Annotated in this window: 18 protein-coding genes and 2 tRNA genes; 14 read left to right on the top strand and 6 right to left on the bottom strand. The window is 71.8% G+C overall.

Features of this window, described 5'->3' with window-relative positions; all coding sequences use genetic code 11:
• Positions 1-131: 131 nt before the first annotated feature.
• The 3 genes from H283_RS0107125 to H283_RS0107115 all read left to right on the top strand — a co-directional run bounded on the left by H283_RS0107125 (position 132) and on the right by H283_RS0107115 (position 2,846).
• Positions 132-521, top strand: a complete 390-nt coding sequence (locus tag H283_RS0107125) for a VOC family protein (RefSeq protein WP_020142829.1) — start codon at positions 132-134, stop codon at positions 519-521.
• Positions 522-601: 80 nt separating this feature from the next.
• Positions 602-2,161, top strand: coding sequence for an HNH endonuclease signature motif containing protein (locus H283_RS24310; RefSeq protein ID WP_020142828.1), 1,560 nt, complete (start codon positions 602-604; stop codon positions 2,159-2,161).
• 235 nt (positions 2,162-2,396) lie between these two features.
• The gene (locus tag H283_RS0107115; RefSeq protein ID WP_156023036.1) at positions 2,397-2,846 is read left to right on the top strand and encodes a hypothetical protein; all 450 of its coding nucleotides are present in this window, start codon (positions 2,397-2,399) and stop codon (positions 2,844-2,846) included.
• A gap of 91 nt (positions 2,847-2,937) precedes the next feature.
• Here H283_RS0107115 and H283_RS24305 read toward each other — a convergent pair whose 3' ends face one another.
• A complete protein-coding gene (locus H283_RS24305; protein WP_043648765.1) occupies positions 2,938-3,822 on the bottom strand; it encodes a hypothetical protein in 885 nt (294 codons plus the stop codon).
• A gap of 79 nt (positions 3,823-3,901) precedes the next feature.
• On the opposite strand from H283_RS24305, the gene H283_RS0107105 reads away from it, so the two are divergent.
• The 8 genes from H283_RS0107105 (at position 3,902) to H283_RS0107070 (ending at position 11,413) form a co-directional block, all read left to right on the top strand.
• Positions 3,902-5,362, top strand: coding sequence for a hypothetical protein (locus tag H283_RS0107105; RefSeq protein ID WP_020142825.1), 1,461 nt, complete (start codon positions 3,902-3,904; stop codon positions 5,360-5,362).
• Positions 5,363-5,404: 42 nt separating this feature from the next.
• A complete protein-coding gene (locus H283_RS0107100) occupies positions 5,405-6,184 on the top strand; it encodes a fumarylacetoacetate hydrolase family protein (protein ID WP_020142824.1) in 780 nt (259 codons plus the stop codon).
• 210 nt (positions 6,185-6,394) lie between these two features.
• Positions 6,395-7,834 carry a glutamate--tRNA ligase gene (gltX, locus tag H283_RS0107095; protein ID WP_028785397.1) on the top strand — a complete coding sequence of 480 codons (1,440 nt, stop codon included), beginning with the start codon at positions 6,395-6,397 and terminating at the stop codon, positions 7,832-7,834.
• Positions 7,835-7,844: 10 nt separating this feature from the next.
• Positions 7,845-8,492 carry a GNAT family N-acetyltransferase gene (locus tag H283_RS24300; RefSeq protein WP_020142822.1) on the top strand — a complete coding sequence of 216 codons (648 nt, stop codon included), beginning with the start codon at positions 7,845-7,847 and terminating at the stop codon, positions 8,490-8,492.
• 13 nt (positions 8,493-8,505) lie between these two features.
• A complete protein-coding gene (locus H283_RS0107085) occupies positions 8,506-9,261 on the top strand; it encodes an HAD family hydrolase (RefSeq protein ID WP_020142821.1) in 756 nt (251 codons plus the stop codon).
• A gap of 57 nt (positions 9,262-9,318) precedes the next feature.
• Positions 9,319-9,390, top strand: a tRNA-Gln gene (locus H283_RS0107080).
• Between the two features lie 91 nt (positions 9,391-9,481).
• A tRNA-Glu gene (locus H283_RS0107075) sits at positions 9,482-9,554 on the top strand.
• Positions 9,555-9,685: 131 nt separating this feature from the next.
• Positions 9,686-11,413 carry an alpha/beta-hydrolase family protein gene (locus H283_RS0107070; protein ID WP_020142820.1) on the top strand — a complete coding sequence of 576 codons (1,728 nt, stop codon included), beginning with the start codon at positions 9,686-9,688 and terminating at the stop codon, positions 11,411-11,413.
• On the opposite strand, the gene H283_RS24295 is transcribed toward H283_RS0107070, so the two are convergent.
• Together H283_RS24295 and H283_RS0107060 are read right to left on the bottom strand one after the other, a co-directional pair.
• Entirely contained in the window at positions 11,398-13,569 is a 2,172-nt protein-coding gene (locus H283_RS24295; RefSeq protein ID WP_020142819.1) for a bifunctional lysylphosphatidylglycerol flippase/synthetase MprF, read from the bottom strand. The genes H283_RS0107070 and H283_RS24295 overlap by 16 nt on opposite strands.
• Positions 13,570-13,619: 50 nt before the next feature.
• Positions 13,620-14,276 (bottom strand): MerR family transcriptional regulator, encoded by a 657-nt coding sequence (locus H283_RS0107060; RefSeq protein WP_020142818.1) that lies wholly within the window; start codon positions 14,274-14,276, stop codon positions 13,620-13,622.
• Positions 14,277-14,347: 71 nt separating this feature from the next.
• On the opposite strand from H283_RS0107060, the gene H283_RS0107055 reads away from it, so the two are divergent.
• Positions 14,348-14,884: a DUF4188 domain-containing protein gene (locus H283_RS0107055; RefSeq protein ID WP_020142817.1), complete on the top strand. Its 537-nt coding sequence runs from the start codon at positions 14,348-14,350 to the stop codon at positions 14,882-14,884.
• On the opposite strand, the gene fgd is transcribed toward H283_RS0107055, so the two are convergent.
• The 3 genes from fgd to H283_RS0107040 form a co-directional block, all read right to left on the bottom strand.
• On the bottom strand, positions 14,877-15,884 hold the full coding sequence (gene fgd / locus H283_RS0107050) for a glucose-6-phosphate dehydrogenase (coenzyme-F420) (RefSeq protein WP_020142816.1): 1,008 nt from the start codon (positions 15,882-15,884) through the stop codon (positions 14,877-14,879). The genes H283_RS0107055 and fgd overlap by 8 nt on opposite strands.
• A gap of 64 nt (positions 15,885-15,948) precedes the next feature.
• Positions 15,949-16,950, bottom strand: coding sequence for a L,D-transpeptidase family protein (locus H283_RS28365; RefSeq protein ID WP_020142815.1), 1,002 nt, complete (start codon positions 16,948-16,950; stop codon positions 15,949-15,951).
• 180 nt (positions 16,951-17,130) lie between these two features.
• Positions 17,131-17,883, bottom strand: coding sequence for an IclR family transcriptional regulator (locus tag H283_RS0107040; RefSeq protein ID WP_020142814.1), 753 nt, complete (start codon positions 17,881-17,883; stop codon positions 17,131-17,133).
• A 153-nt stretch (positions 17,884-18,036) separates the two neighbouring features.
• Between H283_RS0107040 and leuC the strand changes: the two genes are divergently transcribed.
• On the top strand, positions 18,037-19,482 hold the full coding sequence (gene leuC, locus H283_RS0107035) for a 3-isopropylmalate dehydratase large subunit (RefSeq protein ID WP_020142813.1): 1,446 nt from the start codon (positions 18,037-18,039) through the stop codon (positions 19,480-19,482).
• Positions 19,483-19,485: 3 nt separating this feature from the next.
• Positions 19,486-20,079 (top strand): 3-isopropylmalate dehydratase small subunit, encoded by a 594-nt coding sequence (leuD, locus tag H283_RS0107030; protein ID WP_020142812.1) that lies wholly within the window; start codon positions 19,486-19,488, stop codon positions 20,077-20,079.
• The last annotated feature ends 102 nt before the right edge of the window (positions 20,080-20,181 follow it).

Below are 20,181 nucleotides of genomic sequence, written 5' to 3'. Positions count from 1 at the left end.
TGGAGATCGTCGACGCGCGTGCCTGGACCTTCGCCGACACCCTTCAGAGCACGTGCTGCCACGCCTGATACGCCGTGCCTGACTTTTTCTCCATGGCCCTCCACGGCACTCCGCCTTGGCATGCTGGTGCGATGCCGCTACGAACGACGAAGCACTGGTTCGGCGTCGTGCTCGACGCCCCCGACGCGTCTGCCCTGGCGCACTTCTACGAGCGTCTGCTCGGCTGGACGCTCTACAAGGACACCCCGGGCTGGGCGACGCTCGCGCCCTCGGAGACCCACGGCTACAACCTCTCGTTCCAGACCGAGCCGAACTACGTGCGACCGGTCTGGCCCAGCGAGCCGGGGCAGCCACTCATGATGCTCCACCTCGACCTCGAGGTGGACGACCTGGATGCTGCGGTCGCGTATGCCGTCGAGGTCGGCGCGGAGCTCGCCGAGTTCCAGCCCCAGCAGGACGTCCGGGTCCTGCTAGATCCCGCCGGCCATCCCTTCTGTCTCTATGTCGACGACTCCGACTGAGGCGAATTTCGCTCTCCGCGAACCGAATTGGGTGTGGGTAGGTCTGGCGATGTGCGTACGGTTCACGTATAATCGAACACATGTTCGATGACGCGGAGGCGGTGACGACCGAGGGCCTCGAGGCTCTCGTGTCGGCGCTGTCGAGGGTCGGGCATGAGGTCGGGTCGACGCCGGACCAGGTGCGGGTCGACCAGGTCGCGGTGCTCGAGCGGGTCAAGGCCGCCGTGGCGGCCGCTCAGGTGCGGCTCACGGCGGCCTTCGTCGACTCCCAGGAGCAGGTCGCGCAGGCCTGGCTGGAACGGGCGCGGGAGTGCTCCGACGCCGGCGACTTCGACGGATGGCGCGCCGCGCGGGAGCAGGCCCGGGCCGCGTCGTTCGACGACGGTGTCACGGGCGACGAGGCACGGACGGCGCGATCGGGGCGGCGGCGAGCGTCCGGGATGACCGGGGTCGCGGCACAGGTCGCGCTCGCCCGGCGCGAGTCCCCGGTCCGGGGCGCGCAGCACGTGCGGTTGGCGCTCGCGCTGACCAACGAGATGCCGCACACCCTGGCCGCGCTCGAGGTCGGCGAGCTCAGCGAGTGGCGCGCCCAGATCCTCGTCACCGAGACCGCGACGCTGACGACCGAGCAGCGATCCCTCGTGGACGCCGAGGTCGTCGGTCCCGTGGCTGACTCGGGCGAGACGACCTGTCGAGTCGGGGGCGTGGGCGACCGGGAGCTGGCCCGTCGGGTCCGGGCGGTCGCGTGCCGCCTCGACGCGGCGTCCGTCATGGCCCGAGCGGCGAAGGCCGAGGCGGAGCGGCGGGTGACGATCCGTCCCGCCCCCGACACCATGGCCTACGTCACGGCGCTGCTCCCCGTCGCGCAGGCCGTCGCCGCCCATGCGGCTCTCACCGCGGCCGCCGACACCGCACGAGCCGCAGGCGACGAGCGCGGCAAGGGCCAGGTCATGGCCGACATCTTCGTCACCCGGGTCACAGGGCAGACCACCGCGGACGCGGTGCCCGTCGAGGTGCAGCTCGTCATGACCGACCGGGCGCTCCTTGCCGGTGACGCCACGCCGGCGCAGGTGCCCGGCTACGGCACCGTCCCCGCGGCGTGGGCGCGCGACCTGCTGGGCTCGCCACTCGCCGACGAGCTCACCCAGGACCCGATCCGGGCGCGGGTGTGGCTCCGACGGCGGCTCTTCAGCCATCCGGCCACCGGCACTCTCGTGGCCATGGACTCCAACCGCCGGACCTTCGAGGCCGGACTGCGCCGCTACGTGCTCACCCGCGACGCCGGCTCGTGCCGCACCCCCTGGTGCGACGCTCCCGCCCGACACCTCGACCACGTCCACGACCACGCCGACGGCGGACCCACCACCGACACCAACGGCCAGAGCCTCTGCGTGCGGTGCAACCACACCAAGCAGCTCCCCGGCTTCACCGCCGAGACCCTTCGAGCTCGACAACCCGGCGCGGCTCACGCAGTGCGCACCACCACCCCGACCGGACACACGTACACCTCGCACGCCCCACCTCTGCTGCCCGGGCTCACCGCGCCGGACGCGGACCCCCAGCTCGGGACCCGCGAGCGACTGGCCGGTGACGTGCTCCGCCAGGTCGAGCGCTTCATCGCCCTCACCGACGCGGCCTGACCGGCTCCCGCTCACCGCTGCCGTCCGCTCACCAGCCCCGACCGCTCGTGGCAACGTCCGCTGAACGCGGCTCGTGTGCGACCACGCTCGGGGGACAAGGAGGTAGCGTGCACGCATGTCGCCCGACGGCCCTGCCGGCGTGAGGTCCGAGGGCTACGCCACCCACCTGGGCGCGGTGCCTTGGGCTCGACGGGGGACCCCGCTGACCCTGCTGGTGGTCGTGAGCCTTGTCGTCATGGCTGCCGCTCTGCTGACCGACGGCATGGGGGGACCGGTCCTGCTGCACCAGGTCCGCGAGCACGTCGTCGTCGTGGGCGTCGTCGTCGCCGGAGCCTCGTTCGCGACGATCCGCTCCGGCGTGCGCGCCGAGACGGTCCTGCTCGGGGCGTTGGGTGCGTCCCTCCTCACGATCGCGGGGGTGGTGAACCCGGTCAGCGTGGTGGGAGACGCGGCACGTCCCGCGTCGGATGGCCGTGCCCTCGTCGTGCACGCCGCTGACGGCCTCGACGGCGAGGACTGCGTCGTCGTCCAGTCCGGCTCCGCGCCGTGGTCGTCCCAGAAGCGGGTGCTCTGTCGGTCCGGCGACGTTCCGGAGTCAGCGATCGTGCAGGCGCGGTGGGACTCCTACGATCACCTACGGGTCACCTTCGGCGACAGGTCGTTCGTCGACCGCATCGTCCGCTGACCCTCACCGAATCGCGAGCGAGGCCTCCGGACCCGTCCTCTCCGTCCAGCGCCGGCCAATGCCTGGGTCCGCATGCGGTGCTCAGCGACCGTCAGGCGTGCGGCGCGGCCTCGACGACCGTCACGCCGTCGACGGCGTCGATGGCGTCGACGAGGCGGGCGCGCAGCGCCTGACCGCGCACCGAGAAGCCGCGCTGCGCGGCGGCATACTCCGCCTTGCCCTCGGCGGTCTCGATGCGCACCGGCTCGTAGCCGAGCTCGCGCAGGTCGTACGGTGCCGCGCGCATGTCGAGGGTGCGGATGTCGCGGGCCAGCTCGAAGCAGTCCATGACGAGGTCGCTCGACACGGCCGGCACGAGCTTGTGCGCCCACTTGTAGAGGTCCATCCCGGCGTGGAGGCACCCCTGCTGCTCGAGGGCCGTCTGGCTGTCCCGGGTCGGCGTCAACGCATTGAGGGGAGCGGCCTCCGGGGTGAAGAAGCGGTACGCGTCGAAGTGCGAGCAGGCGATCTGGTGGCTCTCGACCACGGCATCGGTCCCCGGGCCGCCGAGCCGCAGCGGCCACCCGGAGTGCCGCACGTCGGTCGGATCGAGCCGGTAGACCATGGCCCACTCGTGCAGCCCGAAGCAGCCGAACCGCGCCGGCCGTCCAGCCGTGCGCACGAGCAGCTCGCGGACGAAGCGCAGCGTGTCGCTCCGGGCGGACGTGAAGGCGTCGACGTCGACGCGGACGACGTCGTCGTCTACCTCGTAGAAGCGCCAGTCGACGTGCGGCGCGCGCGCTGCCCCCACGAGGGACGTGCCGGCCCCGGGGTGCCAGCGGCGCAGCTGCGCGGGCTTGAAGGAGTAGTAGGTGAAGAGGAAGTCCTCGACCGGGTGCTTGCGGTGGTCGCGTCGGCGAGCCAGGTGCGCCGAGGTGGCGGCGTCGACCCGCGCTTCGTGCGCCGCCGTCCGCTCGCGCCACTCCGGCTCGCTCATCACCTGCACCCCAGCAGGGTAGGCGAGTCGCGGCCTCGAACCCCACCGCGCACCGGCGGCGCGAGGGCAGGATGGCCTCATGGCACCGGACGCCGAGCGACCCACCCACCTGCTGCACCGCCTGACCTCCTACTCGACGGAGCGCGAGTGGACCGAGGTCCCCGACGACGACCGGCTCGTGCAGGACCTCGTGCCCAACGACCTGACGCGGCGTCCGCAGTCCTACAAGCGCTACGACGACGACCTGCGACGAGTCCTCCTGCCGCCCGACCTCCCCGCGTCGTCGGCTGCGGCCACGGCCGTGCTCGCCGGCACGGCGACCGTCGCGCCGAGTCGGCTCGACCTACCCGGTCTGGCCCGCCTGCTCTTCCTGTCGTCCGGCGTCACCCGGCGCACGACGCGCCCCGACGGCGGGGTCATGCTCTTCCGCGCCGCCGGCTCGGCCGGGGCCCGCTTCCCGCTCGAGCTCTACGTCGCCGTGCCGCGCGGGGCGGACGTCGAGGGGCTCGAGCCGGGCCTGTACTGGTACGACCCCGAGGCCCACGCCCTCGTCGTCCTCGGCCCCGCGCCGTCGGGCGACGCCGTGACCGTCGTCGTGACGGGGGTGCCGTGGCGCACCGGCTGGCGCTACCGCGAGCGCGGCTTCCGCCACATCTACTGGGATGCCGGCACGATGCTGGCCCAGACCCTCGCCCTCGCCGACGCGGCGGGCCTGACGGCACGGCTCTTCACGACCTTCCCCGATGCCGAGGTGTCCGCCCTCGTCGGCGCCGACCGCGTGCACGAGTTCCCGGTCGCCCTCGTGGCCCTCGGTCCGGGCGACCCGGCCGTGCACCTGACGGGCGACCCGATGTCGGGCCACCACGACGCCGACGGTCTCGAGTTCCCGCTCGTCACCGCTGCCCAACGTGCTGGAGAGCAGCGCACCCTGGGCGCCGAGCTCGAGCGCGGGGCGCCGGTCGCGCTCACCGCCGAGGGAGGACCCAGCACCGATGCCGTCGTCGTGAGCAAGGGGTCGATCCGTCGGCTCCACCCCGACCGGTCGCTCCCGCGCCACGTGCTCGTCGACGCGATGAGCGCTTCGCTGCGCGGCATCGACGTCCCGCACTGGGTCGGCGTCAGCGGCGTCGACGACGTGCCCACCGGCATCCACCGGTGGCCCGACATCTCGTCGCCCGTGCGCCGTCTCGACGAACAGTCCGTCCGCGACGAGCTCTTCGTGGCCGCCCTCGAGCAGGGACTCGCCCGCGACGCCGCCTTCGTCGCCATGAGCGGCACGCCCCTGGACGACCTCGACGACCACGCCTACCGCGAGGCCCAGCTGCTCGCCGGGCTCGCCGAGGGTCGCCTCCACCTCATGGCGTACGCGTTGGGCGCGGCCGCGTCGGGCATGACCTTCCGCGACTCCGACCTCGCGCACCTCCTCGGGACGGACGTGGCCGGGCTGCTGTGGACGTGCGTCGGCGTCCCGGAGTACCGCACCCGGCCCAGCGGGCAACCCGGGTCGCCGGCGGACGTCACCATCGTCTGGCCGCGCTGACCGCCCTCCGCGGGGAAGTCTCACCCGTCGTAGGGTGGGCGCGTGCGCATCGCGAGGTTCACGACCGGGGACGACCCGGCATACGGCATCGTCCAGGGCGACCCCGGCAGCGAGGTGATCACGCCGCTGGCCGGCGACCCGCTCTACATCGGCCTCCAGCCGAGCGGACAGCCGCCGGTCATGCTCGACGACGTGCGCCTCCTCGCCCCCGTCATCCCGCGCTCCAAGATCGTGGCGATCGGCAAGAACTACGCAGACCACGCCAAGGAGATGGGCGGCGAGGCCCCGGCCGAGCCGATGATGTTCTTCAAGCCCAACACCGCCGTCGTCGGTCCGTTCGACCCGGTCGTGCTCCCGGCCGGCAGCAGCGAGATCTCCTACGAGGGCGAGCTCGCGGTCGTCATCAAGACGATCACGAAGGGCGTCAAGGCCAAGGACGCGGCCGAGTGCATCTACGGCTACACCATCGCCAACGACGTCACGGCCCGGGACTGGCAGCGCAGCGACGGCCAGTGGGCCCGCGCCAAGGGCTTCGACACGAGCTGCCCGCTCGGCCCGTGGGTCGAGACCGAGCTCGACACCGCCGACCTCTCGATCGTCACGACGCTCGACGGCGACGTGAAGCAGGACGGCACGACCGCCGACATGATCCACGGCATCGCGACGATCATCGAGTACGCCTCGGCGGCGTTCACGCTGCTGCCCGGTGACGTCATCCTGACCGGCACCCCGGCCGGCGTCGGGCTCGTCGAGGCGGGTCAGCAGGTCACGGTCGAGATCGCCGGCATCGGGTCGCTGACCAACACCTTCGTGCGTCGCTGACCCTTTCGGGCTCCCACTAGGCTGGGTCGCACCATGAGCGACAACACGACCAGCACAGGTATGCCGTCTTCCCCCGCCAGCGACGCCGGCGAGCACGTCGAGATCCGCACCGAGGAGCACGTCCGCGTCTCGACCTCGGACGGCTCCGGCCCGGTGCGCACCCGTGTCGCCCCGAGCCCGACCGGCGACCCGCACGTGGGCACGGCCTACATGTCGCTCTTCAACCTCGCCTTCACCCGGCAGCAGGGCGGCCAGTTCGTCCTCCGCGTCGAGGACACCGACCGGGCGCGCTTCCGCGAGGACTCCGAGGCCCAGCTCTACGACACCCTCGCGTGGCTCGGGCTGCACTGGGACGAGGGGCCGGACATCGGTGGGCCCTTCGCGCCGTACCGCCAGTCCGAGCGTCTGGACACGTACCGCCCCTACGTCGAGCGCCTCCTCGAGGACGGCCACGCGTACCACTGCTGGTGCTCCAAGGAGCGCCTCGACCAGATGCGCGAGATCCAGCAGAAGACGAAGCAGCCGACCGGCTACGACCGTCTCTGCGTCGGCAAGACCCGTGAGGAGCGCGCCGCGCTGCCCGGCTTCAGCGAGACGCCGGTCGTGCGCATGCTCGTCCCCGACGACGTGCCGCTCGTCTTCGACGACGTCATCCGCGGCAAGGTCTCGGCGCCCCGCCCCGACGACCAGGTGATCCTCAAGGCCGACGGGTTCCCGACCTACCACCTCGCGGTCGTCGTCGACGACCACCTCATGGGCATCACCCACGTCGTGCGCGGCGAGGAGTGGATCAGCTCCACGCCGAAGCACGTCCTGCTCTACCGCTGGCTCGGGCTCGAGCCGCCGGCGTTCGCGCACATGCCGCTGCTGCGCAACACCGACAAGTCCAAGATCTCCAAGCGGAAGAACCCCGCCGCGCGTCTCACGTGGTTCCGCGAGCAGGGCTACCTACCCGAGGCTCTCGTGAACTTCCTTGCGCTGCTGGCCTACCCGCCGCAGCAGGACGCCGAGGGAGCAGACGTCGAGGTCTTCACCTTCGAGGAGTTCAGCCGCACCTTCGACTGGGCCAAGGTCAACCCGATCGGCCCGATCTTCGACCTCAAGAAGCTCGACTGGCTCAACGGCGTCTACATCCGCTCGCTCGAGGTGGGCGAGTTCGCGAGCCGGCTGCTGCCCTATCTCGTCGCCGACGGCGTGCTCGGCGAGACGCAGTCGCTCGGTGAGCTGGCGCGCCTCAAGTCCGTGGCGGAGCTCATCCAGACCCGCATGGCCCTGCTCACCGAGGCGCCGGCGCTCGTGCGTCCGTTCTTCGTCGCCGACGACCAGCTCGTCATCGACGACGACGCGCGTGCCCAGCTCAAGGACGACGCGCCGGCCGTGCTCGACGCGGCGCTCAAGGTGCTCGGCGACATCGACGACCACGGCACCGGTGTCCTCGGCACGGGCAGCCCCTGGCATGCCGCGGGCATCGAGGAGGCGCTGCGCGCCGCGATCGTCGACGGGCTCGGCATCAAGCCGCGCCTCGCCTTCGGCCCGCTGCGCACGGCCGTCTCGGGCGCGCGGATCTCGCCGCCGCTGTTCGAGTCGATGGAGATCCTCGGCAAGACCTCGACCCTGAGCCGCCTCCGGTCGCTGCGCGACTCGCTCTGAGGACACCGGCGTGGAGGGCGTGGGGGGCTGGTCCTGGCCGCTGCACGGCATCCGCCTGCGAACGGCCGACCTCGACCTGACGGTCATGACCGAGGCGGACCTGCCGACGGTGTGGGCCCTGCTGCCCGACGACCTCGAGCTCAACCCGCACGCGACGACGTATGCCGGCCTCGACGTCCCGGCGAACCGTCGGGCCGTCGTCGCGCAGGGCTACTGGCGCGCTCTCGGGATGTGGTCGCCCGACGACTGGGCGTTGCCCTTCGTCGTCCGTTCGGCCGGTGTCGTCGTGGGCGCCCAGTGGCTCGAGGGACCCGACTGGCGCTCCGACCGCACTGTCGACTCCTCGTCCTGGCTCGTCGCCCGGGCGCGGGGGAGGGGGCTCGGCAGGCAGATGCGCGCCGCGGTGCTCGCCCTCGCCTTCGGCCCGCTGGGGGCCGAGGCGGCGATCAGTTCGGCAGTGGTCGACAACGCGGCGTCCCTCGGCGTCTCGCGCTCCCTCGGCTACCGCGACACCCACCGTTCGGTGCTCGAGCACTCGGGGCAGACGCTGCAGCACGTGCGTCTCGACCGGGCGACGTGGGATGCCTCGGGCTGGTCGCGGCACGTCGTCGTCGAGGGTGTCGACGCGGCCCTGCCCCTCTTCGGCCTCGATCCGTGACAGGAGTCCACTCGTGAACCCGCCCACCCTCGCCGCCGTCCTCGACGGCGTGCACGCCGTGCTGCTCGACGTCGACGACACCATCGTGGACACGCAGGAGGCGATGGTCGCCGCCGGGACCGAGGCGGCGGCGGCGATCTGGCCGCACCGCTCGGGCGTGGACCACCGCGCCATGGCGCAGCGCTACTACGACGACCCGGAGCGCTGGTTCCCGCGCTACGCCTCCGGCGACGTCCCGTTCGACACGATGCGGTCGGGTCGTCTCGCCGAGGTGGCCGTGGCCTTCGGCCTCGAGGTCCCCGACGGCGCGCACCAGTCCTTCGAGGACGCGTACGCCCCCGCCTTCCGCAGCGCGCAGCGCCTCTTCCCGGACGTGCCGGGCCTGCTGTCCACCGCCGAGCAGGAGGGGCTTCCCGTCGCGCTGCTGACGAACTCGGCGCACGCGCCGACCCGCGTCAAGCTCGAGGCCCTGGACCTCGCCGAGCGCTTCGAGGTCGTCGTCACGACCGACACGCTCGGCTTCGGCAAGCCCGACCTGCGCGTCTACCTCGAGGCGTGCCGGCTCGTCGGTGCCCAGCCCCACCGGGTGGTCTGCATCGGAGACAGCATCGAGTGGGACGTGCTCGGGGCCCAGGCTGCCGGCCTGCGTGCCGTCTGGCTCGATCGACGGGGTCTCGGGACGAGCGAGCCGGTGGCCAGCGTGCGCGGTCTGGACGAGGTATCGGCTGCGCTCGACCGCCGATTTGGGCCACCGCTCACGGACCGGTAGTATTCCCATTCGGTTCACCCCGTACCGGCCGCGAGGCAGGCTCGGAGTGAAACCCCTTGGGGTATGGTGTAATTGGCAACACTACGGTTTCTGGTTCCGTCATTCTAGGTTCGAGTCCTGGTACCCCAGCTCTGGTTCACGGCAACGTGAGCCGATTCGGAGAAATCCAGCCTTCACGGTAAGGTTTCTTCTCGTGCCGAGTCCGCTCGGCACCGCTCACGGCCCCGTTGTGTAGCGGCCTAGCACGCCGCCCTCTCAAGGCGGTAGCGCGGGTTCGAATCCCGTCGGGGCTACGTGATGCTCGCGAGAGCACAGGAAGACCCCGGTCCACACGGACCGGGGTCTTCGTGCGTGTCAGGGCGCCCACGGTCGACGCACCCTATGCTGACGCTCGTCATAGGCACGCCGAGCAAGGAGCCGCCGCATGACTGCAACGACCGCCGTCGCCCCTCCGGAGGTCACCGCCCGTCGCCGCTCCTGGCGCCCCGCACTCGGCGCTCCCCGCCGAGTCTTCGACATGACGTTCTCCGGTGTGGGCCTGACCGTGGCGGCGTGGTTCTTCGCGCTGTCGCTGCTGCCCTCGCTGCTGCCTCGTGGCGCGGTGGTGCAGGGCATCGCCTCGGGTGTCACGGTGATGATCGGCTACGGCATCGGTGCGGGAGCCCAGGCGCTCTGGCGCTACCTCGGGATCCCGAGCGTGCCCGGCCGGGCGCGGCGCGTGCTCGTGGCGATCTTCGTGGGCCTCGGTCTCTGGGCGGCGGTCTTCACCGGGTGGCGCCAGGTCGGCTGGCAGAACGAGATCCGCACGCTCTACGGGATGGAGCCGGCGTCGCCGACCCAGTGGCCCGTCGTCATCGTGGTCACGGTGCTGCTGGCCGTCCTCATCCTCGTCGTCGCGCGGAGCCTGCGCCTGCTCTTCCGCACCGTGTTCGGCTGGCTCGGTCGCCGGCTGCCCCGCCGGGTCGCGGTCGTCGTCGGCTCGGCGGTCCTGCTCGCCCTGATCTGGTCGCTGCTGACCGGCGTCCTCGTCAACGGTTTCTTCGCCGTGGCCAACAACACCTTCGCGCCACGGGACACCCTCATCGCCGAGGACATGAACCGTCCGCAGGTCCCCGAGCGGTCCGGCAGCCCGCAGTCGCTGTCCAGCTGGGACCTGCTCGGCCGCCAGGGCCGCTACTTCGTCGGCGGGGGACCGACCGTCGCCGAGCTCGACGCCGTGAACGGCGGCGGCGCCAAGGAGCCGATCCGGGTCTATGCCGGTCTCCGCTCCGCCGACACGGTCCAGGGGCGGGCCGACGTCGTCCTGGCCGAGCTGAGACGCACCGGCGCGTTCGACCGGAAGGTCCTCGTCGTCGCCACGACGACCGGGACCGGCTTCCTCGACCAGAACGGCACCGACCCGCTCGAGTTCCTCTGGAACGGTGACACCGCCATCGCCGGCGTGCAGTACTCCTACCTGCCGTCGTGGATCTCGCTGCTGGCCGACCAGGACGCCGTCCGGGAGACCTCCCGGGTCGTCTTCGACACCATCCACCAGTACTGGTCGACGCTGCCCGAGGCGTCCCGGCCCAAGCTCTACCTCTACGGCCTGTCGCTCGGCTCGTTCGGGGTCGAGAGCATCCTGTCCTCGATCAACGTCATCAACGAGCCGATCGACGGCGCCCTCATGTCGGGACCGCCGTTCGTCAACGACCTGCACGCCCGGCTCACCGCGCAGCGTCAACCCGACAGCCCGGCATACCTGCCGGTCTACGAGCAGGGCCGCACGGTGCGCTTCACCGCGGAGGAGAACGGTCTCGACCGCGGGGGCGCGACCTGGGGCCCGACCCGGCTGGTCTACCTCCAGCACGCGAGCGACCCGATCGTCTTCTTCTCACCGAGCATGGCCTTCAGCCAGCCGGAGTGGCTCACGGACGGCGACCGGGGCCCGGACGTGTCGGCGCGGATGGGCTGGTTCCCGCTCGTGACGATGTGGCAGGTGCTGCTCGACCTGCCCGGCGCGGGCAGCATCCCGATGGGCTACGGCCACCTCTACTCCGCGACGTCCAACCTCGAGTCCTGGGTCGCCGTGACGAACCCACCCGGCTGGACCCCCGACAAGACCGCCACGCTGGCCTCCGTCCTCGAGAAGCGGCCCTACAAGGACACCTGAGCCTCGTCCCGGCGCGACTGGAGCCCCGCGCGGGCCAGGTCACGCAGGGAGGCGCCGGGGAGGTACGCCGACGTGAGAGCGAGTCCGATGCGCGGCAGGGCGGCCTCGTCGGCGAAGACGAGGTAGACCGGCTCGTGCCGGGGCCGGAACTTCTGCTTGAAGCTGTCGAGCGACCGGAAACCGTACAGGGGCTCCATCGCCTCACCGAGCTGGTCGAGCAGCCGCTCGAGCGCGGCCCGCTCGGCCGTCCCGTCGCCCGAGTGCGCCAGCGGAGCGCCCGAGAGCGAGACGAACGAGGCGCCCTGCTCGCGGAAGGACAGGCAGGCACTCGCGATGAGGAACTCGGTGACCGGCCGGAAGCCGTCCGGCAGCCGGCGCATGACGTCGAGCGTCCAGCCGCGGACCTCGCCGCCGGGGGAGTGGACGGGCAGCCAGGAGGTCACGCCGTGGACCGTCATGTCGGCATCGACGGCCAGCCCGACCCGCGTGTCAGGGTCGAGGGCCTCGTCGACGCCCCCGAGCGTGAAGCCCATCTCGGGCAGGCCCTTGTCCGAGACCCAGAGCTCGGAGATGGCGCGCACCTGGGTCAGCAGCCCGCGCGGCATCTCGGCGAGCTTCCCCTCGCGGTAGCTGATCCCGTCCTTCGTCGCGCGGTTGAGGGCCGTGCGGACGCTCTGCCAGGACTTGCCCTTGAACTCGAGGTCGGGCAGGTCGATGATCGCCTCCTCGGCCACGAGCACGTCGCGCCTGCCGTGGGCACGTCCCCAGTCCGCCACCTCCTGCGTCACGGAGAAGAAGCACACCATGAGGCCGTGCGTCTCCTGCTCGTCGACGAAGCCCTGCAGCACGTCAGCACGCGTCGCGGCGTCTGCGGCGACGGGATCGCCGAGGGCGATGGCCGTGCCCCGGTGGACCTGGAAGGCGACGTAGCCGACGGGCGCACCCGACGGGTCGCGGTGGACGTACCAGTGGTTGTCGGGCCAGGTGCCCATCCACGACATCGTCGACCCCCCGTGCTCCTTGAGCAGGGCGACCGCGGTGTCCCTGTCGCTCGCGCCGGTCGCGAGCTGTGCGCGCCGCTTGCGGCGTGACCGTGCCTGGAAGGCCGACCGACCGAGCACGAGGACGGTGAGCTGGAGCAGCGTGATGACCACCGTGACGACGAGCTCGGGGATGGACGTGGCGACCTGTCCGTCGCCGTTGAGCTGGTCCGGGGCCACGACCTCGACGACGATGAGCAGGGACTGGGCCAGCAGGGAGAGGGTCGCGAGGCCGCCGGCGAGGAACCACACCCGACGCGAGCCGCGCCGCAGGCCGTCGGCGAGCAGGAGCGAGATGGCCGCGCTGATGAGGACGCTGAAGGCGTCCGTGTCGTCGGAGGTCGCTCCGAGCGGCCCGTCCGACGGTGTGAAGTAGAGCAACGTCTGGACCAGTGCGCTGACGAGGTAGAAGGCCGATGAGACGACCCGCCACTCGTGCCGGCTGAAGCGGGGCATCGACAGCGACGGCCGGCGGCCGAGGAGAACCGGCCCGAGCGCGAGCCCGACCGAGATGCCGATGGCGTGCTCGAGGTCCCAGAGGCGTCCGACGTAGAGGAGCGCGACGACGGCGTAGAGCGACAGGCCGGCTCGCAGGCGCCCGCGCCACGGCGGGGTCAGGGTCGCGCTCGCCGCGGCGACCGCTCCGAGGGCACCGGCGCTGAACCCGGCGTCCAGCTCTGCCGCGAGTCGGGCAGCCCACTCCCAGCCGGTGCCGCCCACGACGAGCAGGAAGAGCGAGGCCAGCAGGACGCCCGCCAGATGCGTCGACGTCGCGGCGACGACGACCCGACGCGTGCCCAGACGCCACTCCGACCAGCCGACCATGATCAGGGCCCCGCCGGCCACGGGGAGGTATTGCCCCGGGGTGAGGGCGAAGAAGGCTCCGGTGACCGGGGTCCACCAGCGGCCGTCCTGGAGAGCCGGGAGACCGTATGCGACGTGGTCGACGAGGTCCCGGTCCTCGAGCGCGTTCCACAGCGTGCCTGTCGCCACCGCCAGGACGAGCATGGTGCCGACGACCGCGATCGTGAAGGGCAGGCGGCGGGCCAGGGCGGCCGCCCGGGTCGTCAGACCGGGGTCCCGTGCGGCGTCGGGGTCGTCCGAAGCTGTCGTCACGCGCGCGGCCCCTTCCCGGGTCTCCGGTCCGCGGTGGACCTGTTGCGATGCTAGTGCGCGGTGCTCGCGGAGGGGCCGGTCGTCGTCGGTGGACCGCCGAGCCTTCGGGCACTGACCGACTCCTGCCCCACACGTCTCAGGGCGAGCAGCACCGGGTCGGTCAGGACGGTGCCCACGATCGCGTAGCGCAGGGCCTCCTCGGGCGGGGCGGTGGCGAGCGCGGGGGCGACGTCGGTCTCGGCGACCGACAGCATGGCCCGGTGCCACGTGTCGAGTGTCGCGTCGTCGACGCTCCACCCTCCCGCGGCAACGGCCGTGAGTGCCTGGGCGAGCTGGAGACCGGCCGGGGAGTGCTCGCACCCCGGCGGTCCGAGGGCGCGCACCCGCTCGAGCGACTCGGGCGTGACGTCCCCCGGGACCCCCGGGGTGACGTGCGGACGCAGGGCCTCGTGCGCTGCCCCGAGGAGCTCGTGCCGGCTGGCGGGCGGCTCGTCGAGGGCGTGGACGACCTCACGCACCCGCTCGATCGAGAGCCGGCCCACGTCGACGAGGGTGCGCACGAGGCGGACCCGCTCGACGTGGGTCTCGTCGTAGGAGGCGCGGGTGGCGCCCTGCGCCACGCCGGCGTGGAGCAGTCCTTCCCGCAGGTAGTACTTGAGCGTGGGGATGCTGACGCCGGTGGTGTCGGCGAGCTCGGAGATGCGCATGAGGTCCTCCCTTGACTTTGGATAGTATGACTACCCAAACTTGGATAGCACCACTATCCGAGAGGCGTGTCATGAGCGGTTTCGTCCACACCAGCCACACCCACGACGGCGAGCTGGCCGTCTTCCTCATCGGCATGCGGGTCAACCACCCGTGGCGCCCCGACCTCTGGGGTCCGGTGTTCGCCGCGATGCCGGGCATGATCAGCGAGCTGTATGCCGCCAAGGCCGCCGCCGCACGCGGGGAGGGGCCGGACCTCGGCTTCCTCGAGGCCCGCACGCTCATCGGCGCAGGAGGGCCCACGCTCGTTCAGTACTGGCGGGACGTCGAGTCGGTGTACGCGTACGCCAACGACCCCGAGCGACGCCACCGGCCGGCCTGGACGGCCTTCTACCGTCGGAGCCGAAGGGCGACCGGCGCCGTCGGCATCTGGCACGAGACGTATGCCGTCCCGGCCGGTGCGCACGAGAGCCTCTACGTCGGGATGCCGCCGACGGGGCTCGGCAAGGCCTTCGGTCTGACCGAGGACCGCAGCCGTCGACGGCACGCCCGGATCGGCCGGAGCGAGGTCGCCGTCCCCGACGTGGCCCCGGAGGGCGCCGTCAGCTGAGCTCGCGCAGGCCGGGCAGGACGTCGGCCGAGAAGTGCTCGAGGAAGCGGCCCTGGTCGTGGCCGGGCGCGTGGAAGACGACGTGGTTGAATCCCCAGTCGACGTACTGGCGCACGGCGTCGACGGCCTCGGCGGGGTCGCTCGTGACGATCCAGCGCTTGGCGATCTCCTCATCGGACAGCTCGTCGGCCAGGCGTTCCATCTCCACCGGGTCGTCGACACCGTGCTTCTGCTCGGCACTGAGCGACAGGGGCGCCCAGAAGCGCACGTTGTGCAGCGCCTGGTCGGGGTCACGGTCGTAGGAGAGCTTGATCTCGATCATCCGGTCGATGTCGTCACGCGTGCGCCCGGACTTGGCCAGGCCCTCGTCGACGGCAGGCAGCAGCTTGTCCTCGTAGAGCTCGCGGCCCTTGCCGGACGTGCAGATGAAACCCTCACCCGACCGGCCGGCATACCTTGCGACGAGCGGACCGCCGGCCGCGACGTAGACGGGGATGGGCTGCTCCGGGCGGTCGTAGACCGTCGCCGCGTGCGTGCGGTAGTAGTCGCCCTCGAAGTCGACGCGCTCCTCGGTCCACAGCCTGCGCATGAGCGTCACGGCCTCGCGCAGGCGCGCGAAGCGCTCCTTGAACTCCGGCCACGGCGAGCCCGCGGCACCGACGGCCACCTCGTTGAGGGCTTCCCCGGTACCGATGCCGAGGACGATGCGTCCGGGGTTGAGGGCTCCGAGCGTCCCGAAGGCCTGCGCCACGACGGCCGGGTTGTAGCGGAACGTCGGGGTCATGACCGACGTCCCGAGCTGGATCCGCTCGGTGCGCTCGCCCGCAGCCGCGAGCCAGCTCATCGCGAAGGGCGCGTGACCCTGCTGGTGCCGCCAGGGCTGGAAGTGGTCGGAGATGAAGGCCGAGTCGAGCCCGACCTGCTCGGCCTGCGTGGCCAACGTGACGAGGTCGCGCGGACCGAACTGCTCCGCGGACGCCTTCCAACCAACCTTGAGCACACCGACTCCTTCGGGCCGTGGGGGAGTGACCGTGGCCAGCCTACGTCGGGGCGCTCGGGGTCCGTCACCAGTGGACGACGACCTTGTCGCCGATCCGCACCTCGCCGTAGAGCTGGACGAGCAGCGGCTTGTTGCGGACGTTGACGCAGCCGTGCGAGGCCCCGGCGTAGCCGAGGCGGGCGAAGTTCGAGGAGTAGTGCACGGCCTGGCCGCCGGAGAAGAACATCGAGTACGGCATGGGCGTGTGGTAGAGGTTCGAGATGACGTCGACCTTCTTCTTGTAGACGGAGAAGACGCCCTCGCGGGTGGGTAGCTCGTCGCTGCCGAACCGGACGTCGAAGCCGTACTGCGGCACGCCGTCGACGACCCAGGTGAGGCGCTTCGTCGACTTGCTGACGCACATGACCCGACCGGTCATGCAGCGCTCGTCGACGTCCCACGAGACGGTCGCGGGGGTGGGCTCGACGGGCTTCGGTCTGACGTTGGCGAGCTCGTCGGCCGTCGGGCGGTGCGTCATCGAGACGAGGCGGTCCCAGGTGCGCTCGTCGAGCATGCCGGTCGCGTCGAAGCCGCGCTTGGCCTGGAAGCCGCGGACGGCGGCCGTCGTCCGGGAGCCGTAGCGGTCGCTGACATCGCCGTCGAACCAGCTCAGTTGTCGCAGCCGGGCCTGCAGGGAGCGCACCTTCGGGCCGGTGTCGCCGGCGCGGAGCATGATGACCGGTGCCGGCTCGGGCTCGGCCGTCTCGGACGGAGTGGGCTTCGAGGGCTGCGTCGGTCGCGTGGGCGTCTGCTGCGCGGGCGTCGGCGGAGTGGTGGTCGGCGGCGTGACCGCTGACGGGGTGGACGGCGGCGTCTCGCTCGCGGTGCCGGTGGGGCTCTCGGTCGTGGCTGCCGGTGTGCCGGACGGTCCGGACGCTGCGGTTCGGCCGACGTGCGTGGCGGCCGCCCCGACTCCCTGGTCCGGGCTGCAGGCCGTCGTGGCCGCGACGAGGGCGACGAGGCCGCCGAGCGCGAGGGCGCGGCGCAGACCGCCGGTGGCCCGGAGCGGTGTGGTGGCTGTCTGCATCGTGACCCCTTGTCTGAACGCGACGGTGCCGTGCGTCGGTGCACTTGCACTGAGGGTGACGCGACGACGCCCGGAATGGTTGTCCGGGTCGGGGTGTCGATCCGGATCGTGACCGATCCGTTGTGCAGGGCGAGCCGTCCCCGACGCCCTTGTCGGGAGGCGGCTGCAGCCGTAGGTGGGTCAGGCGTTGTGCTGCTGCTGTTGCTGCTGCTGCATGGCGTGGTGGCGCCGCAGCACCTCGGTCAGCTTGTTGGCTCCGGCGACGACCGTCGCCGCGTGGAGCCGACCGGGCTGGCGGGAGAGCCGCTCGATGGGTCCCGAGATGGAGACCGCGGCGACGACGCGACCCGACGGGCCGCGGACCGGCGCCGACACCGACGCGACGCCGGCCTCGCGCTCGGCGACGCTCTGGGCCCACCCGCGACGCCGGACGCCGGACAGTGCGGTGGCCGTGAAGGCCGCGCCCTGCAGGCCGCGGTGCAGCCGGTCGGGCTCCTCCCACGCGAGCAGGACCTGGGCGGCGGAGCCGGCGAGCATCGAGAGCGTCGCGCCGACCGGGATCGAGTCGCGCAGACCGACGGGCCGCTCGGCCGCGGCGACGCAGATGCGCTGGTCGCCCTGACGGCGGAAGAGCTGCGCGCTCTCGTTCGTGTGGTCGCGCAGGGCGCCGAGCACCGGGCCGGCCGCGGCCAGCAGACGGTCCTCGCCCGCGGCCGAGGCGAGCTCGCCGAGGCGCGGACCGAGCACGAAGCGTCCCTGCATGTCCCGCGACACGAGACGGTGGTGCTCGAGCGCGACGGCCAGACGGTGGGCCGTCGGACGGGCGAGCCCGGTGGCTCCGACGAGCTGGGCGAGGGTGGCCGGACCGGCCTCGAGGGCGCCCAGCACCGTGGCCGCCTTGTCGAGAACACCGACCCCTGAAGAGTTGTCCATGCACTGATACTGACGTCTCAGGCACTGAGACGTCAATCCACCGCGCCCACAAAAGGTTCAGGCTTGCCGAAGAGCGATGTCGCGACCAGGTCCTCGATGGCGCACGCGCTCGAGCACCGGAACGCCGCCGCGGAGGGAAGTCAGAGGGAAGTCATGGCAGGGACACTGGCCGAGAAGGTCTGGGACGCACACGTCGTCCGTCGCGCCGAAGGGGAGCCCGATCTCCTCTACATCGACCTCCACCTCCTCCATGAGGTGACCAGCCCCCAGGCCTTCGACGGGCTGCGGCTCGCCGGCCGGGCCGTGCGCCGCCCGGACCTGACGCTCGCGACCGAGGACCACAACGTCCCCACGACGCCCGGACCGATCACCGACCCGGTGTCGAAGATCCAGGTCGAGACCCTCCGCCGCAACTGCGAGGAGTTCGGTGTCCGCCTCTATCCGATGGGTGACGCCGACCAGGGCATCGTCCACGTCGTCGGCCCGCAGCTCGGCCTGACCCAGCCGGGCATGACCGTCGTCTGCGGCGACAGCCACACCTCGACGCACGGCGCCTTCGGAGCGCTCGCCTTCGGCATCGGCACCTCCGAGGTCGAGCACGTGCTCGCCACGCAGACGCTGCCCCTCAAGCCCTTCCGCACCCTTGCCGTGAACGTGCGCGGCGAGCTGCCCGACGGCGTCACCGCCAAGGACATCGTCCTGGCCGTCATCGCCAAGATCGGCACCGGCGGTGGCCAGGGCTACGTCATCGAGTACCGCGGCGAGGCCATCGAGGCCCTGTCGATGGAGGCCCGGATGACGGTCTGCAACATGTCCATCGAGGCCGGCGCGCGCGCCGGCATGATCGCGCCCGACCAGACGACCTTCGACTACCTCCGGAATCGCCCGCACGCCCCGACCGGCGCTGACTGGGACGCGGCGGTCGCCGAGTGGACCTCGCTGCGCACGGACGACGACGCCGTCTTCGACGCCGAGGTCGACCTCGACGCCGCCGAGCTGACTCCCTTCGTCACGTGGGGCACCAACCCCGGCCAGGGTCTGCCGCTCTCGGCGTCGGTGCCCGACCCGGAGGAGTTCGCCGACGAGAGCGACCGCCTCGCCGCCGCCAACGCGCTCGCCTACATGGGCCTCGAGCCCGGCACGCCGCTGCGTGACATCAAGGTCGACACGGTCTTCGTCGGGTCGTGCACCAACGGCCGCATCGAGGACCTCAGGGCGGCCGCCGCCGTCGTCCAGGGCCACCGGGTCGCCGACGGCGTCCGCATGCTCGTCGTCCCCGGGTCGGCCAAGGTCCGACTCCAGGCCGAGTCCGAGGGGCTCGACAAGGTCTTCACCGAGGCCGGCGCGGAGTGGCGCCTGCCCGGCTGCTCGATGTGCCTCGGCATGAACCCCGACACCCTCGCCCCCGGCGAGCGCAGCGCGTCGACGTCCAACCGCAACTTCGAGGGCCGGCAGGGCAAGGGTGGCCGCACCCACCTCGTCAGCCCCCTCGTGGCGGCAGCGACCGCCGTCCGGGGCACGCTGTCGAGCCCCTCCGACCTCGACAGTGCCAGCCGTCCGCACGGTCAGCTGGCGTCCGCGACGACCGGGGAGGCCTGAGCCATGGACGCGTTCACGACCCACACGGGCATCGGTGTGCCGCTGCGCCGCAGCAACGTCGACACCGACCAGATCATCCCTGCCGAGTACCTCAAGCGCGTGACGCGCACCGGCTTCGAGGACGGCCTCTTCGCCGCCTGGCGCAAGGACGAGTCGTTCGTCCTCAACAACCCGGTGTATGCCGAGGGCTCGGTCCTCGTGGCCGGCCCCGACTTCGGCACCGGCTCGAGTCGCGAGCACGCCGTGTGGGCCCTGATGAACTGGGGCTTCCGGGTCGTCATCAGCTCGCGCTTCGCCGACATCTTCCGCGGGAACAGCGGCAAGCAGGGCCTGCTCACCGCGATCGTCTCGCAGGACGACGTCGAGCTGATCTGGAAGTACCTCGAGAACAACCCCGGCACCGAGATCTCGGTCGACCTCGTGGCTCGCACCGTCCACGCCGGGGAGATCGTCGCGCCCTTCGAGATCGACGACTACACGCGCTGGCGCCTGCTCGAGGGCCTCGACGACATCGGACTGACCCTGCGACACGAGGATCTCGTCGCCGATTTCGAGTCGCACCGGCCGAGCCACAAGCCGGTGACGACCCCCGCCTGACGCCACGCCCCTCAGGCGCCCGGTTGGCACCTGAGACCGAACGGATCCCCTTGTCAGACAAGGGGATCCGTTTTCCTTTCCCGGCGCGTCGGATGCGCCGGA

The sequence above is a fragment of the Terracoccus sp. 273MFTsu3.1 genome (assembly GCF_000383675.1).
In the GTDB taxonomy this organism is placed as follows: Bacteria; Actinomycetota; Actinomycetes; order Actinomycetales; family Dermatophilaceae; genus Terrabacter.
The sequence above is the reverse complement of the archived record's forward strand: the minus strand, read 5'-3'. Positions and strand labels throughout refer to the sequence as shown.

Excerpts from the sequence above, each read along its gene's own strand:
- H283_RS0107125 (WP_020142829.1), top strand. The coding sequence starts at position 132 with ATGCCGCTACGAACGACGAAGCACTGGTTCGGCGTCGTGCTCGACGCC.
- H283_RS24310 (WP_020142828.1), top strand. The coding sequence starts at position 602 with ATGTTCGATGACGCGGAGGCGGTGACGACCGAGGGCCTCGAGGCTCTC.
- H283_RS0107115 (WP_156023036.1), top strand. The coding sequence starts at position 2,397 with ATGGCTGCCGCTCTGCTGACCGACGGCATGGGGGGACCGGTCCTGCTG.
- H283_RS24305 (WP_043648765.1), bottom strand. The coding sequence starts at position 3,822 with ATGAGCGAGCCGGAGTGGCGCGAGCGGACGGCGGCGCACGAAGCGCGG.
- H283_RS0107105 (WP_020142825.1), top strand. The coding sequence starts at position 3,902 with ATGGCACCGGACGCCGAGCGACCCACCCACCTGCTGCACCGCCTGACC.
- gltX (WP_028785397.1), top strand. The coding sequence starts at position 6,395 with ATGTCGCTCTTCAACCTCGCCTTCACCCGGCAGCAGGGCGGCCAGTTC.
- H283_RS0107070 (WP_020142820.1), top strand. The coding sequence starts at position 9,686 with ATGACTGCAACGACCGCCGTCGCCCCTCCGGAGGTCACCGCCCGTCGC.
- H283_RS0107060 (WP_020142818.1), bottom strand. The coding sequence starts at position 14,276 with ATGCGCATCTCCGAGCTCGCCGACACCACCGGCGTCAGCATCCCCACG.
- H283_RS0107055 (WP_020142817.1), top strand. The coding sequence starts at position 14,348 with ATGAGCGGTTTCGTCCACACCAGCCACACCCACGACGGCGAGCTGGCC.
- H283_RS28365 (WP_020142815.1), bottom strand. The coding sequence starts at position 16,950 with ATGCAGACAGCCACCACACCGCTCCGGGCCACCGGCGGTCTGCGCCGC.
- H283_RS0107040 (WP_020142814.1), bottom strand. The coding sequence starts at position 17,883 with ATGGACAACTCTTCAGGGGTCGGTGTTCTCGACAAGGCGGCCACGGTG.
- leuC (WP_020142813.1), top strand. The coding sequence starts at position 18,037 with ATGGCAGGGACACTGGCCGAGAAGGTCTGGGACGCACACGTCGTCCGT.
- leuD (WP_020142812.1), top strand. The coding sequence starts at position 19,486 with ATGGACGCGTTCACGACCCACACGGGCATCGGTGTGCCGCTGCGCCGC.